Origin of the sequence: Actinoplanes sp. NBRC 101535 (genome assembly GCF_030269225.1) — a bacterium.
Lineage (GTDB): Bacteria > Actinomycetota > Actinomycetes > Mycobacteriales > Micromonosporaceae > Actinoplanes > Actinoplanes rectilineatus.
In genome coordinates this window covers 447,564-461,731 of record NZ_BSSY01000004.1, presented here as the reverse complement: position 1 = coordinate 461,731, position 14,168 = coordinate 447,564, and the positions used below count along the sequence as shown (strand labels likewise).

General features: G+C 68.9%; 13 protein-coding genes. 7 read left to right on the top strand and 6 right to left on the bottom strand.

Annotated elements, in window-relative coordinates; genetic code table 11:
- Window positions 1-26: 26 nt before the first annotated feature.
- The 4 genes from QSK32_RS14035 to QSK32_RS14020 are packed head-to-tail and all read left to right on the top strand — an operon-like array spanning window position 27 to window position 2,577.
- Entirely contained in the window at window positions 27-686 is a 660-nt protein-coding gene (locus QSK32_RS14035) for a GTP cyclohydrolase II (protein WP_045739663.1), read from the top strand.
- 1 nt (window position 687) lies between these two features.
- Window positions 688-1,170, top strand: coding sequence for a deaminase (locus QSK32_RS14030; RefSeq protein WP_052720049.1), 483 nt, complete (start codon window positions 688-690; stop codon window positions 1,168-1,170).
- Window positions 1,167-1,619 carry a MarR family winged helix-turn-helix transcriptional regulator gene (locus tag QSK32_RS14025; protein WP_052720050.1) on the top strand — a complete coding sequence of 151 codons (453 nt, stop codon included), beginning with the start codon at window positions 1,167-1,169 and terminating at the stop codon, window positions 1,617-1,619. Before QSK32_RS14030 ends, QSK32_RS14025 begins: the two co-directional genes overlap by 4 nt.
- A gap of 22 nt (window positions 1,620-1,641) precedes the next feature.
- On the top strand, window positions 1,642-2,577 hold the full coding sequence (locus QSK32_RS14020) for a dipeptidase (RefSeq protein WP_285472253.1): 936 nt from the start codon (window positions 1,642-1,644) through the stop codon (window positions 2,575-2,577).
- A gap of 510 nt (window positions 2,578-3,087) precedes the next feature.
- Here QSK32_RS14020 and QSK32_RS14015 read toward each other — a convergent pair.
- Both QSK32_RS14015 and QSK32_RS14010 read right to left on the bottom strand, forming a co-directional pair.
- On the bottom strand, window positions 3,088-3,258 hold the full coding sequence (locus QSK32_RS14015; RefSeq protein WP_157410662.1) for a hypothetical protein: 171 nt from the start codon (window positions 3,256-3,258) through the stop codon (window positions 3,088-3,090).
- 341 nt (window positions 3,259-3,599) lie between these two features.
- Window positions 3,600-5,132 carry a glycosyltransferase family 39 protein gene (locus tag QSK32_RS14010; RefSeq protein ID WP_285472147.1) on the bottom strand — a complete coding sequence of 511 codons (1,533 nt, stop codon included), beginning with the start codon at window positions 5,130-5,132 and terminating at the stop codon, window positions 3,600-3,602.
- 1,323 nt (window positions 5,133-6,455) lie between these two features.
- Here QSK32_RS14010 and QSK32_RS14005 point away from each other — a divergent pair.
- Entirely contained in the window at window positions 6,456-7,151 is a 696-nt protein-coding gene (locus tag QSK32_RS14005; RefSeq protein ID WP_285472146.1) for a hypothetical protein, read from the top strand.
- Between the two features lie 56 nt (window positions 7,152-7,207).
- On the opposite strand, the gene QSK32_RS14000 is transcribed toward QSK32_RS14005, so the two are convergent.
- Window positions 7,208-7,759 (bottom strand): PadR family transcriptional regulator, encoded by a 552-nt coding sequence (locus QSK32_RS14000; RefSeq protein WP_045739667.1) that lies wholly within the window; start codon window positions 7,757-7,759, stop codon window positions 7,208-7,210.
- 80 nt (window positions 7,760-7,839) lie between these two features.
- Here QSK32_RS14000 and QSK32_RS13995 point away from each other — a divergent pair, with 80 nt between their 5' ends.
- Both QSK32_RS13995 and QSK32_RS13990 read left to right on the top strand, forming a co-directional pair.
- Window positions 7,840-9,198, top strand: coding sequence for a carotenoid oxygenase family protein (locus tag QSK32_RS13995; RefSeq protein WP_285472145.1), 1,359 nt, complete (start codon window positions 7,840-7,842; stop codon window positions 9,196-9,198).
- Window positions 9,199-9,268: 70 nt separating this feature from the next.
- The gene (locus tag QSK32_RS13990; RefSeq protein WP_285472144.1) at window positions 9,269-12,148 is read left to right on the top strand and encodes an AfsR/SARP family transcriptional regulator; all 2,880 of its coding nucleotides are present in this window, start codon (window positions 9,269-9,271) and stop codon (window positions 12,146-12,148) included.
- A gap of 24 nt (window positions 12,149-12,172) precedes the next feature.
- Here QSK32_RS13990 and QSK32_RS13985 read toward each other — a convergent pair whose 3' ends face one another.
- From QSK32_RS13985 to QSK32_RS13975, 3 genes are all read right to left on the bottom strand, one after another.
- Entirely contained in the window at window positions 12,173-12,745 is a 573-nt protein-coding gene (locus QSK32_RS13985; protein WP_285472143.1) for an alpha/beta fold hydrolase, read from the bottom strand.
- Window positions 12,746-12,820: 75 nt separating this feature from the next.
- Window positions 12,821-13,672 carry an alpha/beta fold hydrolase gene (locus QSK32_RS13980; protein ID WP_045739670.1) on the bottom strand — a complete coding sequence of 284 codons (852 nt, stop codon included), beginning with the start codon at window positions 13,670-13,672 and terminating at the stop codon, window positions 12,821-12,823.
- Window positions 13,673-13,759: 87 nt separating this feature from the next.
- Complete coding sequence (locus tag QSK32_RS13975; protein ID WP_045739671.1) at window positions 13,760-14,158, bottom strand: PPOX class F420-dependent oxidoreductase; 399 nt, start codon at window positions 14,156-14,158, stop codon at window positions 13,760-13,762.
- Between the last annotated feature and the right edge of the window lie 10 nt (window positions 14,159-14,168).

Below are 14,168 nucleotides of genomic sequence, written 5' to 3'. Positions count from 1 at the left end.
GAAACTTCAACAACTAGGGGGAACGTATGACGGTCACACTGGGCCTGCCCGCGACCAAGGTGCGCACCCGGGTCGTCGTGCCGCTGCAGTTCCCGGACGGCTACACCACGACCGCCGACGTCGTCACGTTCACCGGACTGGCCGACGGGCGCGAACACCTGGCCCTCGGCCTCGGCGACTGGCGGGGCGCCGTGGCCGCCGCGGCGACCGGCGGCACCGCGCCGCTGGTCCGCCCGCACAGCGAGTGCCTGACCGGCGACGTCTTCGGCAGCCAGCGCTGCGACTGCGGACCACAGCTGCGCGAGGCGGCGGAACGCATCTCCGCGGAGGGCGGCTTCCTGCTCTACCTGCGCCAGGAGGGCCGCGGCATCGGCCTGTACGCCAAGCTCGACGCGTACGCGCTGCAGGACACCGGCCTCGACACGTACCAGGCCAACCTGGCACTCGGCCACGCCGAGGACGAGCGCGACTACACCCCGGCCGCGCAGATGCTCACCGCGCTCGGCGCCGACCGGATCCGCCTGCTCAGCAACAACCCGGACAAGGCCACCCAGCTCACCGGCCTGGGCATCGAGGTCACCGAGCGCATCCCCACCGGCGTGCACCTGTCCGACGCGAACGCGCGGTACCTCACCGCCAAGCGCGACCACACCGCGCACACCATCGACCTCCCGCTGGCCGGCTGACATGCTCGAGACCGCTGTGCCCACCACCGACATGCTCGACCGGGACTGGATGCACGCCACCATCACCGTCTCCCGGCACGCCCCGCGCGTCCCGGACCGGTACGCCGTCGGCGCCATCGTCGTCGGCGGCGACGGGATCGTGCTGGCCACCGGATACACCGGCGAGACCGACCCGCACGAACACGCCGAGGAGGCCGCCCTGGCCAAACTCCCGGCCGGCCTGGACCTCTCCGCCGCCACCATCTACTCGTCGCTGGAGCCGTGCACGACCCGCCTGTCCCGCCCGGTGCCGTGTGCCGGGCTGATCCTGGCCGCCGGAATCGGCCGGGTCGTGCTGGCCTGGCGCGAGCCGCTGCTCTTCGCCGACTGCGACGGCGTCGAAACCCTGCGCCGGGGCGGCGTCGAGGTGGTCGAACTGCCGGATCTCGCCCAGCACGTCCGGGACATCAACGCACACGTGCTGCTGCCCGGGCTGACCCCGTGACCCGCTGGCTCGACGAGGCCCAGCACCAGACCTGGCTCAACCTCGCGCAGCTGCTCATGCGGCTGCCCGCCGCCCTGGACCGGCAGCTGCGCGAGGACGCCGGCATTCCGCACGCGTACTACCAGATCCTGGCGATGCTCAGCGCGGAACCGGACCACAACATGCGGATGACCGACCTGGCCCGGGTCGTCGGCACCACACCCAGCCGCCTCTCGCACGCGGTCACCAGCCTGGAACAGCGCGGCTGGGTGGAGCGCACCGCCTGCCGCTGGGACAAACGCGGCCAGCTCGCCCAGCTCACCGACGACGGGATGGCGTACCTGGAGACGATCGCCCCCGGCCACGTCGACGAGGTCCGTCGCCTGGTCTTCGACCACCTCTCCGAGGCGGACGTCGCGTGCCTCGGCTCGATGATCGATAAGCTGCTCCCCACCCTCAACCAGACCTGACGCCGCGGGAGCCCACTTGTCCATGCTGTGGGAACAACACTGCTGCCTGCCCCTGACCCGGCAGGCCGATCTCGGCCAGCTCGACCGGTACCGCCGGACGGGCGGCAGCTACGTCTCGGTCAACGCCGGCTACGCGCCCTCGCACGGCCACGACTTCGTCACCGACCTGCTCGCCGACTGGCGCCCCCGTATCGAGGCCGACGACAGATTCCGGCTGGTCGGAGACCTCGACGACCTCGACTCCGCGCAGATCACCGTCGGGTTCGACCTGGAGAACTCCGCACCCCTCGAAGGCGACCTGAACCGGGTACGCGAGTTCTACGACCTCGGTGTGCGCACGATGCTCCCGGCGTACAACAACCGCAACGCGGCCGGCGGCGGCTGCCTCGACGCGGTCGACGACGGCCTGACCGCGTACGGCCGCGATTTGATCCGCGAACTCAACGCGGTCGGCATGGTCGCCGACGGCTCACACTGCGGCGCCCGGACCGCCCTGGACATCAGCGACGTCACCACCAAGCCGATGATCTACAGCCACTCCTGCATGCGCTCGCTCTGGGACCACCCGCGCAACATCACCGACGAGCAGGCCCGCGCGTGCGCCGCAACCGGCGGCGTCGTCGGCATCACCGGCATCGGCATCTTCCTCGGCCCCAACGACGCGTCGCTGGACGCCTTCGTCCGCCACATCGACTACGCGGTCGAACTGGTCGGGCCGGAACACGTGGGCCTCTCCAGCGACTTCTCCTTCGACGCCGACGAGGTCAACGCCGAGGTCGCCGCCAACCCGGAACTCTTCCCGGACTGGTTCACCCGCTGGGGCCCGATCACCTTCACCCCACCGGAGGGCCTGCTCGCGGTGGAGGGCGCCCTGCGCTCCCGCGGCTACCCGGAAGACGCGATCACCGCCATCCTGGGCGGCAACTTCCGCCGCGTCGCCGCCGCCTGCTGGACCTGATCAGCCTCGCCGGCTGAGCCGACCCGCACAGCGGGCGGTGGGACTGCCGCTCTCGCTGTCCTGACATTCCCTGTTCAGAAGGCACTTCTCTTTTCGGTAGGCCTCCGCAGCCCTTCAATGAAGGGCTGCGGAGGAAAGTGCTGACGTCCGTGAACCGCGCAACGGAAAGACCCGTTGTACGTGTAGTAAATCCGGTCGAAGCGCGAAGGAAAGGGAAGTAGAATGCCGCATTACGGCTCTGACATGGGTGACGCCGTCAGGACTCACTATCAAAATGCGATAAACAAGGGGGCGATGCTGCCGAAAACTCTGGACGTTACAAATCCCCTCGACGTGTGGTCGAAGAACCTTTCTAACGGAACGGAATTCGCCAGCGCACGGGAGAGGCGGATCTTTTTGCAGGACGGTCTAATTCCGACTCGATTCTGGGTGGACAGGGGCGGCGAGAACTACCAGCTCGATGATCCTTTCCATGAGATCTCATCGAGCAGGGCGACAGCGGAGACGCGTCTAGCCATCCGGCACGAGGCCGCGGTGGAGATCGCTCGGGCGCAGCAGCATCATGCGCCGCAGCCGGCGTACCATGCCGGACATCAGGCTGTGCCTCAGGCGCCGCAGCATTATGCGCCGCAGCCTGCCTACTATGCCGGACATCAGGCCGTACCCCAGGCGCAGCAGCATTTTGCGGTTCCCGTGATCCTCGACCCCCGAGTCGCGGCCTTGCGGAGCTCGAGCTCCGTTCCGGCTCCCGCGGGTCAGAGCCTCGGAACCCCCCGGGGCACACGCGTCCCCTTCGGAACCCCGGGACAGAGTTCGTCCAGCGGGCACAATCCGGGCCGGTAGTCGCAGTTGGTCGGAGGCTTGCGGGAATCGCCGGCCGCCGATTCCCGCAAGCGCCCGATTCGGCAGGCACATCGAACGCCGAATGGTCCTTGACCGAGCAGGCCTTGACTTGCCGGCGACATGATCGCAGCCGAGATCCACGCCCTTGACGAGTCGACGGCGCCGGCGCGCTGGGTCGTCTACTTCCTGGACCGGACGTAGAGAGCCAAGGTCCCGTTCTTCACCCTCCACACCCCGGCCTGCGTGAAGTCCCTACTCAGCGGGGGGCGCAGGTCGGCGCGGCCGTCCACCGGGTCGGTGCGGCGGCCGTAGAGCGCCAGCCAGACCCGCTGGGCGCCGGCCAGCCGGGTGGCCGGGTCGGCGACCTCGGTCGCCCGGAGGGTGGCGTTGCGGGCGGCGGATCGTTCCATCAGGACGTCGCGCGGGCGCAGGGCCTGATGTCGCAGGTAGTAGTCCACTCCGGCGCGCATGGTCCGGCCCTGGCTGTAGACGATGGCGTCGCCGGGCAGCTGGTCGCGGCGGATGACGTCGGCCATGGTGCGGTAGTCGCTGCCGTTCTTGAGCGTCGGCTGCCGGACGGCGATGTGCCCGGGGACAGCGGAGGCCGCGACGAGCAGCATGATCAGCGACAGCCGGGGGAGGCGGGCCGGCGGGCGGTCCGCGGTCAGGGACCCGGCGATCGCGACGGCGACCGGGATCAGGGCGAACAGCAGGTAGCGGTTGACCCAGAAGGACACTCCGGCGAACGCCAGGACGCAGATCAGCACCACCGGGGTGAGGGCGGCCGCCGCCATCTCGAGGGCCGTCCGCGACGGCCGGAGGAGCAGCGGCACGACGAGGAGACCGAGCAGCAGCCACGCGAGCTGCGGCGATCCGATGAGCAGTTCGGGGAACGCGTACACCGACTTGATCGTCATGGGTTCCACCCAGTGCAGCTGGGTCGTCCGCTGCCGCAGCCCCCACCAGATCAGCGGGGCGACCGCGAGCAGGGTGCCCAGCAGCGCGACGGCCCAGCCCCGCGGCAGCCGCCGGCGGATCACCAGGATCGCCACGTGCCCGGCCACCGCCACGAGGCCGACCAGGCTGAACAGGCCCAGCCCGGTGAGCGCCAGACCGTAGCCGGCCCACCGTCCCGGCCCGGGCCGATCCAGCGCCCTGAAGAGCAGCAGCAGGGCGAAGACCGAGAACAGACAGGCCATCGCGTACGGGCGCGCCTCTGCCGCGTACCGCGAGATATTGGGTACGAGGCAGAGCAGTCCCCCGGCGACCAGTCCGGCCGTGGTGCCGGCCAGCCGCCGCCCGAGTTCCCCGGTGAGTGCGGCGGCCCCGGCCATCGCGAGGATCGACGGCAGGCGCAGGCTGAGAACCGCGTCGCCGAACAGTTCCGTCCACACGTGCATCAGCAGGTAGTACGCGCTGAACACGGCGTCGATGTGCGGTGCCAGCCCGGCGATCTGCGCGACGGTGCGGTCGGCCACGTCCGCGGTGGCGATCTCGTCCCAGCTCAGCACCGTTCGGGTGGCCCCGACGAGCCCGATCACGAGCATGGCCGCGCCGGACACCACAGCGGGCAGCCACCGCCGAATCCGGGTGACCATGAGCCGCGGACGGCTCTCGGCCGATCGGGATGGCGACCGTCGACCGATGAGGACGGACGACTCCGCGGCGGCGGGCGCGGGTGACTCCCAGCGGTCCGACAACGGCGTGTTCACATGGTCTCCTCGGATCGAAGCAGACGACCAAGGTGGCACAGGCGACTGGAGGACTACTTCCGATGCGATGAAGTCTGGCAGTCATGGGTGATGCGATCGATGAACGCGATGCCCACGGCGCGGCCGTCAGGCTGCCTGCCGTCGCTTGCTCACGTCTGTGAACCTCGACGGCCGCCTCTCCGTTGACAGTGTGGTGCTGAAGCCTTCGCGCATCCCGGGAAAACGGCGCAGCCGACGGGCGGTTCACCGATTTATCGCATCAGGTAAGGACTTAGAATGGCGCCGAATGGAACACCCTCGTCAATTCCAGATTCCTCGCAGAGTTCTATCGGTGGTTCCGAATATTACGCGACGCGCATCATCGATGCTTGGGAAAATAGGGAGCACGTCGATCTGTGGAGGGCGATTCAGGGGATACCCGAACCCGGTGAACTTGTTTCTGGAGTGGTGGAGAATATCCGGGTCAGGCGAGGCTCGGAGCTGCTATCCGAAATGGCGGATGTCTCTGACCGGCTTGGTCTGAAATGGTTCTCAGATGCTTCTCGGAGACATCTGAGCGGTTTATCGGATGGTGGCCCGAGGGGTGAGAGGTCAAAGAGAACGTCCCCCACGTCGAAGGTCAAAGCCGATCGCTTCAGATCGCGCAGTTTCAGGACCTGGCTCATTGATGTGTTCGGGAAGCCGCGGCGAGTTCAGGCGGAGAGTTCCAGAATAGACTTGCTTCAAGGGGCTTCGGAGGTCCGGACTCCGGATTCGTTGGAGGCGGGACCGAATCCCATTGCGAAATGGGTGCGTCAAGCAGATGAGGCCAGGCGTAACGCGGGCTCGGAGGCCGGACGGAATCGACCTCGCGCCGCCGAGGGGGCTGATGTGCGTGCCAAGGCTGCCGGGATCGTCTCGCCCGCCTCCTCAAGGGTTGATGCCGGTAGAACATCTTCTCCTGTGCCCGCCGATAGTTCCCTGCAGGGGAGTTCGCGACGTACCGCGCCGGGCTCGCCACCGCCGAGGCGTAAGTGAAGAGGGTCTGAACCTGAGGTGCACGGATCGTCCACTGGGAGGTCCTGGCCTCGGAACGGACCAGCCCCGGGAGGAACCGTGCAACGGGAGTACGGCAGATTTCCGGCGATGCGGCGGCTGGTGAAAGGCGGGGACACCGATGGTGTGCCCCAAGACAACCAGCTCTCCGGCATCTGCTGACGAGAGCTCGTCGGCGCCGCTGCTCCGCAGCGTTTGTGGATCGCGGTCTTCGGCGATCAAGTGGTTCTTCACCGGCTGCCCGGACGATCTCCGTGAAAGTCGTCGAATCCCTCAAGGAGTTGTCCCATGCGTTCGATCATTGCCGGGGCCGTTGTCCTCGCCGGCGTCGCTGCGCTTTCGGCGTGCGCCGGTAGCCCGGCCGCCCCTGTCGCCACGTCCTCCACCGCTGTCGTGCCCGCCGCCCCGGCCGGGACCGAGACCACCGTCCCGGCCGGGACCGAGACCACCGCACCGGCAGGGACCGGAGACGCGGCGCCGGCGACGACCCGGACCGCGACCGCTGCCGGGACCGTGGAGGCCGGCGGCGGTTCCTCCACGTCGGACGTGAGCCAGCTCAGGAAACTGGGCATCGTGCTGGACGAGGGTGTCCTTCTCGACGTCGCCGACGACGGGCTCGACCGATACCTCGCGGTCGGCAGGAACGGCGTCGTCGACTTCACCGGCACGGCCCGGACCGACGCGACGATGATGGTGCTCACCGCCGCGCCGGGTGCCGGTAGGAACCGGGTCGTGATCAGGCCGCCGTTCTACAACGAGGATCTCAGGGCCGGCAAGTGCGTCCAGGACACGGCAGGCGCCGCGCTGACGTTGGCGACGTGTGAAGCCGCTGAGCCGGCGCAGATCTGGACGGTGGAGCCGGCCGGCGATTCCGGCCAGTTCGAGCTTCGCGGCAAGTACGGCATTCTCGAGGTCGACGGCGGAAAGATCATTACGGGTGGCGGTGGGTACACCGGAATCCAGACCATTCGCTTCGCGAAGTGAAGTGAAGTGACGCGAAGTGAAGTGACGTGAAGTGAAGTGAACGAACCACCGCCGGATCAGTCGCGGCCCGGAAGGTCGTCGGGTGACGCGACGGCCTCGGTCCAGAACGCGATGAACATCTGCTCCATCCGTAGTCCGAGCTCCAGCGTCGCCCGCTGTGGTGAGCCGGGCGGCAGCCCTCTCGCGGCGACCAGGTCCTGATAATGCGCGAGCTGCCTCCGGTGGGCCTCCAACTGCTCGGTGGCCAGGCTGACGATCGCGTCGGTGCAGTCGCCGTCGGTGCGTAGGAAGAACAACCGTAGGAGTCCTTCGTCGTGGATCTCGGTGCTCGACGCGGAGGGCGTGTCGAGCCACCGGTCCAGTTCCGTCCGGCCCGCGTCGGTCAGCGACAGCGTTCGTCGCCGCCGGCCTTCGGTCTCACGCTGCTCCGCGATCAGCCCGCGCCGGATCAGCCGGCCGGCCTCGGCGTACAGCTGGGAGCGCGGGAACGCCCAGAAGTGGCCGATGCTCTCGCGGATGCGTTTGTCCAGCTGGTACGGGGTCAGACTGCTCCGCTGGCCGAGAAGGCCGAGCACGACGTAGGCGCTGGGGGGAAGGGGCGACGGCATCGGGGTCCTCTCGGTGGCGGTGCGATCGTCTGAATCTCAATATTCCAGATTGGATGGTCTGAAGCGTACCTTCGGTCGACGTGAACAGATATCTGGAGGGCAACTACGCGCCGCTGGCCGACGAGATGAGCACTGTGGACCTACCGGTCAGCGGGCGCCTGCCCCGCGATCTGAACGGGCTCTACCTGCGGATCGGCCCCAACCCGCGGACCGAGGTCGACCGCGAGCTGCACCACTGGTTCAGCGGCGCCGGGATGGTCCACGGCGTGCGCCTGCGCGAGGGCCGCGCCGAGTGGTACCGCAGCCGTTTCGTCACGAGCGAGCGGGGCGCGCCCAACACCAACGTCCTGAGCCACGGCGGCCGCCTGCTCACCCTCATCGAGGGCGGCAAGCCACCGGTGGAGATCAGCCCCGACCTGGCCCACCAGGCGATCTGGGACTGCGACGGCACGCTCAGCCGCGGCTTCACCGCCCACCCGAAGATCGACCCGGCCACCGGTGCGATGCACGCGATGACCTACAACCCACGGTTCGGCTCGGTGCGTTACGTCGTGCTCGACGCCTCCGGCCGGGCCACGCACACCAGCGACATCGAGGTTCCCGACGGTCCGATGGTCCACGACATGGCGCTGACCGCGACCCGGGTGGTGCTGCTCGACCTCCCGGTCACCCTGGCCGCCGCCCAGCGGCGCGGCGCCGCCGGCCTTCCCGTCGCGACCTTTCCCTTCAACTGGGACGACCAGCACACCGCCCGTCTCGGGATCCTGCCTCTCTCCGGGACGGCCGACCAGATCCGCTGGATCGAGGCCCCCCGGTCCTTCGTCTTCCACGTCCTCAACGCCTTCGACAACCCGGACGGGTCGTTGACGATGGATGTCATCCGCTACGACACGATGTTCGTCCGGGACATCAACGGCCCCGGGGACGCCACACCGCGGCTGGTGCGATGGACTGTCAATCCGGCGACGGGGACCGTCAACGAGGAACCGATCAGCGACCACCGTGTCGAGTTTCCGAGGGTCGACCCGGCGCTGACCGGCCGGCCGCACCGGTACGGCTGGTTCGCCGGCTTCAGCCCGGACGGCCTGCTCATCACCGACGACGTCAACCGTGATCCGGCAGCCGGTTTCGGTACCGGGCCTCTGATCAAGATCGACACCACGAGCGGACGGACTGTGGTGTACGACTACGGTCCGGGTCGCGTGACCATGGAGCCCGCGTTCGTGCCGCGACCGGGTGCGATCGCCGAGGACGACGGCTGGATCCTCTCGGTCGTCCACGACGGCACCGTCGACCGGGCCGACCTCGTCGTGCTCGACGCCGCCGACCTCGACGCCGGGCCGGTCGCCACCGTGCACCTGCCCAGCCGGGTGCCGTTCGGCTTCCACGGCAACTGGGTCGACGACCGTGACATCGACGCTGCTCGGTCGGCGGTCTAGTCGAATTCCACAAGTCCTCCAGTCCTCTTGAATAGCTTGGGGCCTCATCCTGACATCGAAGGAAACGCTGTTGACCTCTCCGGACGCGGTACGCCTCCAGATCATGGGCCCGTTGCGGGTCTGGCGAAACGGCGTCGAGCTCGACGCCGGCCCCCGCCAGCAACGCTGCCTGCTGGCCCTGCTCGCCGCCCAGGAAGGCCGGCCGATAGGCATGACCGACCTGATCGAGCTGATCTGGGGCGGCGACCCGCCGGCCAGCGCGGTCAACGTCATCCACAAGTACGTGGGAGCGCTGCGTCGCGTGCTGGAACCGGAGCTGGCACCCCGGTCCGGCGGATCGTTCATCACCCGCCGGGACAGCCGGTACCGGTTCACTGCCGGGCCGGAATCGCTCGACCTGGTGGCGTTCCGCACGCTCGTGGCCCGTGCCAGGTCGAGCGCGAGCCACGACCGGCCGGCCCAGGCCCTCGACGAGTACCTCGAGGCGCTGCGCCTCTGCGAGGGCCCCTCCGGAGACACCCTCGCCGACAGCGCCGGAGCCACCGCGGTCTTCGCGGGCATCGACGGCGAGTTCCTCGACGCGGCCGTCGCGGCCGGTGCGGTCGCCGTGCAGGCGGGCCGCCCGGCCGAGGTGCTTCCCGCCCTGCGGCTGGCCGCCCGGATCGGGCGCCTGACCGAACCCGTGCACGCCGGCCTGATGCTCACGCTGTCGGCAGGGGGATACCAGGCCGAAGCGCTCGAGACGTACCGTGCCATCCGGGAACGCCTCGTCGACGAGCTGGGCATCGACCCCGGCCGGGAACTCCAGGAGGCACACCAGCAGGTGCTGACCCAGGCCCCGGTCCCGGACGCGGCGGTGCTCCCGGCGCCGGACGAGACCTCCGGCCTGGTGCCACTCGTCCGTCCGGCCCAGCTGCCGCACGACCAGCCGATGTTCGTGGGCCGTACCGCCGAACTGGCCAAGTTGCACGAGGTCGTCCGGTCGATGCGCGACACCCGCCGGACCAGCCCGATGGTGGTCGCGGTCGACGGCATGGGAGGGGTCGGCAAGTCGACCCTGGTCACCCACTTCGCCCACCGCGTCGCCGCCGAGTTCACCGACGGCCAACTCCACCTCGACCTGCGCGGCTACCAGGGCGAGGACGGCAGCGTGCTGGCGGCCGACGCGCTGCGTACCCTGCTGTACGGTCTCGGCCTGCGCGCCTCCGACGTCCCGGACACCTTCGACGCGCTGGTCGGCACCTACCGCAGCCTCACCGCCGGCAAGAAGATCCTGGTGGTGCTGGACGACGTGCGTGACGCCGCACAGGCCCGCCCCCTGCTCCCGAACTCGGCCGACAGTCTCGTGCTGATCACCAGCCGCCGCCCGCTGACCGGCCTGGCGGTCTCGGACGGGGCGCGCCTCCACCGCGCATACGTTCCGGAACTGCCCGACGCGCGGCGGCTCCTCTCGGCCCGCCTCGAGCACCTGCACGACCCGCGAGCGATCGGACTCGAGCCGGCCGTCATCGACGAGATCATCGAACTGTGCGGGCGGCTGCCGCTCGCCCTGGCGATTCTGGCCGCGCGATTGAGCGTACGTCCGAAATTGTCCCTGGCCACGGTCGCAGCGGAGCTCCGCGACGGCTCGCAGCGGCTGGCCGCCTTCCCGGAGGGACGCGACGGCGCCGGCCCCCGGACCGCCTTCTCCTGGTCCTACCGGCAGCTCAGCCCCGGCGCGGCGCGGTTGTTCCGGTTGTTGTCGATGGCCCTGGCTCCCGGCATCACGATCGAGGCGGCCGCCAGCCTCGGTGGCCAGGGCCTGCACATCACCCGGGCCGAGATCGAAGAGCTGTCGGAAGCTGCCCTGGTGACCGAGGACGAGAGCGGCTGCTTCACCTCGCACGTCCTGGTCCGGGCGTACGCGGAGGAGCTCTTCCGCACCACCGAGACCGTCACCGAACAGCGGGCCGCGGTCACCCGGCTGCTGCAGTACTACCTGCACAGCAGCTTCAACGCCCAGGTGGTGCTGGAACCGAACCGGACGCCGATCGCCCCCGCTCCGGCCGAGCCGGGTGTCGTCCCGGAACGACCGCGGTCCTACCGCGAGGCGATCGACTGGTTCGCCGCCCATCGCGAGGTCCTCAAGGAAGCGGTACGCACGGCCGCCGACCTCGACCACGGCATCGTCCCCTGGCAGCTGGCCATCACCATGCAGCAGTACTTCGAATGGTTCGGCCACTTCCCGGACTGGGAGGACGTCATGCGGTACGCGCTGCGAGCCGCCCGCGGGAGCGGCGACGTCGTGGGCGAGGCGCACGTGCTGCGCAGCCTGGCCGGCGCCCGATGGTTCCTCAACGCGTACGACGAGTCCCTCGAACTGCTGTCGGCCGCCCTGCAGGTGTACGTCGACCACGGGATGCTGCTCGAACAGGCGTTGACCCACGTGAACTTCCACTCGGTGAACACCGCGCTCGGCGAGCACCGGAAAGCCCTGGAACACGCGGAGATCGCTGTGGGTCTGTCGCAGGCGGCCGGCAGCGACAGGTCGGAGCGATGCCTCGACTGCATGGGCCGCTCGTTGACACACCTCGGCGAATACGAGAAAGCCGACGTCGAGCTCCACAAGGCCCTCGATCTCAACCTCGCTGTCGGCCGCCGGCACGAGGAAGCCATGATCCGGGTCTCGATCGCGCACAACCTGATCAAGTTGGGCCGGACCGAGGACGCGGTGGCCGAGCTGAAGTGGGCGGTCGAGGCGGCCCGCTCGGTCGGTCAGGGCCCCTACCACTTCGAGGCGTTCCGCAGCCTGGCCGAGCTGCTCATCGACACCCACGACCTGGCCGGCGCCCGCGAGGCGTTCGACCAGGCGAGCGCGGTGCTGCAGTCCTTCCAGGGCGGCGGCCCCCGCCACATGCAGGCGAAGCTTCACCACCTGGCATCACGGCTGTCCCTGTCGACCTCCCACTGACGGCGGGCCGGGTCTCTCCCTCGGTCAGCGCCGACCGGTTCGGACCGGGCCTGAGACCCGCCGGGTGAATTCCAGCAGGATGTGGACGAAACGCTCCGACTCCTCCAGGTGGGCGAGGTGGCCGCTCTGCTCGAAGGTCACGAGCCGCGATCGGGGTATGCCCGCGGCCAATGCGGCGGCCTCCTCGGGGTCGTCATGCGCGCCGGCCAGAACAAGGGTCGGCGCGGTGATACGGGACAGATCGGAGCATTCGGCTACCGGGCTCGTGGAGTACAGGATCAGGCCGGCGACGCCGGCCGGGTCGCAGATCGCATACCTCTGCGCGGCGAATCCGCCCCGCCCGTGCCCGATGACGAAGACCGGCTCATCGCCGAAATGTTCGACGACGGCCCGCAGGCGCTCGACGGGATCGTCGGCACCCGCGGGCTCGACGTAGACCATGGCCAATTCGCGTTCCGCAAGAGGAATCCGTGCATGTTCCCATCCCGGTTCAGCCTCCCCGGGATACACCACACAGAGCGGGCCGCGGCCGTGAACATGACAGTTGATTGTGCTTCCGTCAACACATAGTGCGATGGTCTTTTTGCGGTTGCTCACCTGCTCATGATGCCGTGAGTCACTTTATTTTCTATTGTTGTCCGTCTGCTGGCGGAAAGCCGGGAACATGACCGTTCAGAGGGAGCGGTCGAGGAAGTCCCGGATCAGGGGGCCGGCTGCGTCGAGCTGGTCCTCCAGGAGGAAGTGGCCGGTGTCGAGCAGGTGCAGCTCGGCGTCGGGCAGGTCCTTGAGGTACGGGTGTGCGCCCTCGGGCGGGAAGATGTAGTCGTTCTGGCCCCAGACGATCAGGGTCGGCGGCCGGTGGGTGCGGAAGAACTCCTGGAACCGCGGGTACAGGCCGACGTTGGTGCCGTAGTCCTTGAACAGGTCGAGCTGGATGTCGTCGTTGCCGGGCCGGGCCAGCTGGGTGATGTCGTGCAGCCAGGCGTCCGGGTCGAGGCGGGTGCGGTCGGCGACGCCGTGGGTGTACTGGAACTCGGTGGTCTCCTCGGACAGGATGGGGCGTACGCCCTCCCGCTTCTCCGGGGTGTCCTCGGCCCAGTAGGCCTTGATCGGGTTCCAGAACTCGAGCAGGCCCTCCTCGTACGCGTTGCCGTTCTGCACGATCATCGCGGTGACCCGTTCCGGCCCCTGGAGCGCCAGCCGGTAGCCGGTGGGGGCGCCGTAGTCGAACGCGTAGAAGGCGTAGCGGTCGACGCCGAGCTGGTCGAGCAGCCCGTGCATGAGGTCGGCGTAGTTGGCGAAGGTGTAGTCGAAATCGGCGCGGTCCGGGCTCGCGGAATGGCCGAAGCCGGGGTAGTCCGGGGCGATGACCCGATACTTGTCGGCAAGGAGCGGAATCAGATTGCGGAACTGCCACGAGGATGTCGGAAATCCGTGCAGGAGAAGCACGACGGGACCGTCCGCCGGCCCGGCCTCCCGGTAGAAGATGTCGAGCCCGTTCACCTCGGTGGTCATGAACTTCATGCGTTCCCCCTCGATCGTGTAGCGGTCCAGAGCGACGCTAATCGCTCCTTGTGAATCGGAACTGAATGACGACTGTCGTTGCCGATGTCAGTGGCCGGCCGGGGAATCGGTGCGGGACACGAATACGGCTACGCCACCGATGCGGCGGTGTCGGAGGATGCTGCCGCCGACCACGAGGAGGCCGATCAGGCGGTACTTGCGGAGGATCCGGCGCGCGGCCCACCCGGTGTCCTCGGGAGTGCCGAGGCGGGCGCGACCCTCGACGGCGGGGCCGAGGACCCGCCCGGCCACCGTGCACGGGGCCAGCGTGACCCGGCCGTCGCGACGGATCCGCTTGATCTTGCCGCTGTCGGCGGCGGTCCAGATCGCCAGTTCACCGTCGGGCGCGGGGAGCACCCAGACCGCCGTCGCCACGGCGCGGCCGTCGCGGCGGAAGGTGGTGAGCAGGACGTAGCGGGCGGCACCGAGTTCGCTGAAGGAGGTCACCGGCCGAACG

What these genes read in the sequence shown, in the direction of transcription:
- QSK32_RS14015 (WP_157410662.1), bottom strand. Translation starts at nt 3,258, where the DNA reads ATGCTGCTGCGCCTGGGGTACGGCCTGATGTCCGGCATAGTAGGCAGG.
- QSK32_RS14035 (WP_045739663.1), top strand. Translation starts at nt 27, where the DNA reads ATGACGGTCACACTGGGCCTGCCCGCGACCAAGGTGCGCACCCGGGTC.
- QSK32_RS13980 (WP_045739670.1), bottom strand. Translation starts at nt 13,672, where the DNA reads ATGAAGTTCATGACCACCGAGGTGAACGGGCTCGACATCTTCTACCGG.
- QSK32_RS14000 (WP_045739667.1), bottom strand. Translation starts at nt 7,759, where the DNA reads ATGCCGTCGCCCCTTCCCCCCAGCGCCTACGTCGTGCTCGGCCTTCTC.
- QSK32_RS14020 (WP_285472253.1), top strand. Translation starts at nt 1,642, where the DNA reads ATGCTGTGGGAACAACACTGCTGCCTGCCCCTGACCCGGCAGGCCGAT.
- QSK32_RS14030 (WP_052720049.1), top strand. Translation starts at nt 688, where the DNA reads ATGCTCGAGACCGCTGTGCCCACCACCGACATGCTCGACCGGGACTGG.
- QSK32_RS14005 (WP_285472146.1), top strand. Translation starts at nt 6,456, where the DNA reads ATGCGTTCGATCATTGCCGGGGCCGTTGTCCTCGCCGGCGTCGCTGCG.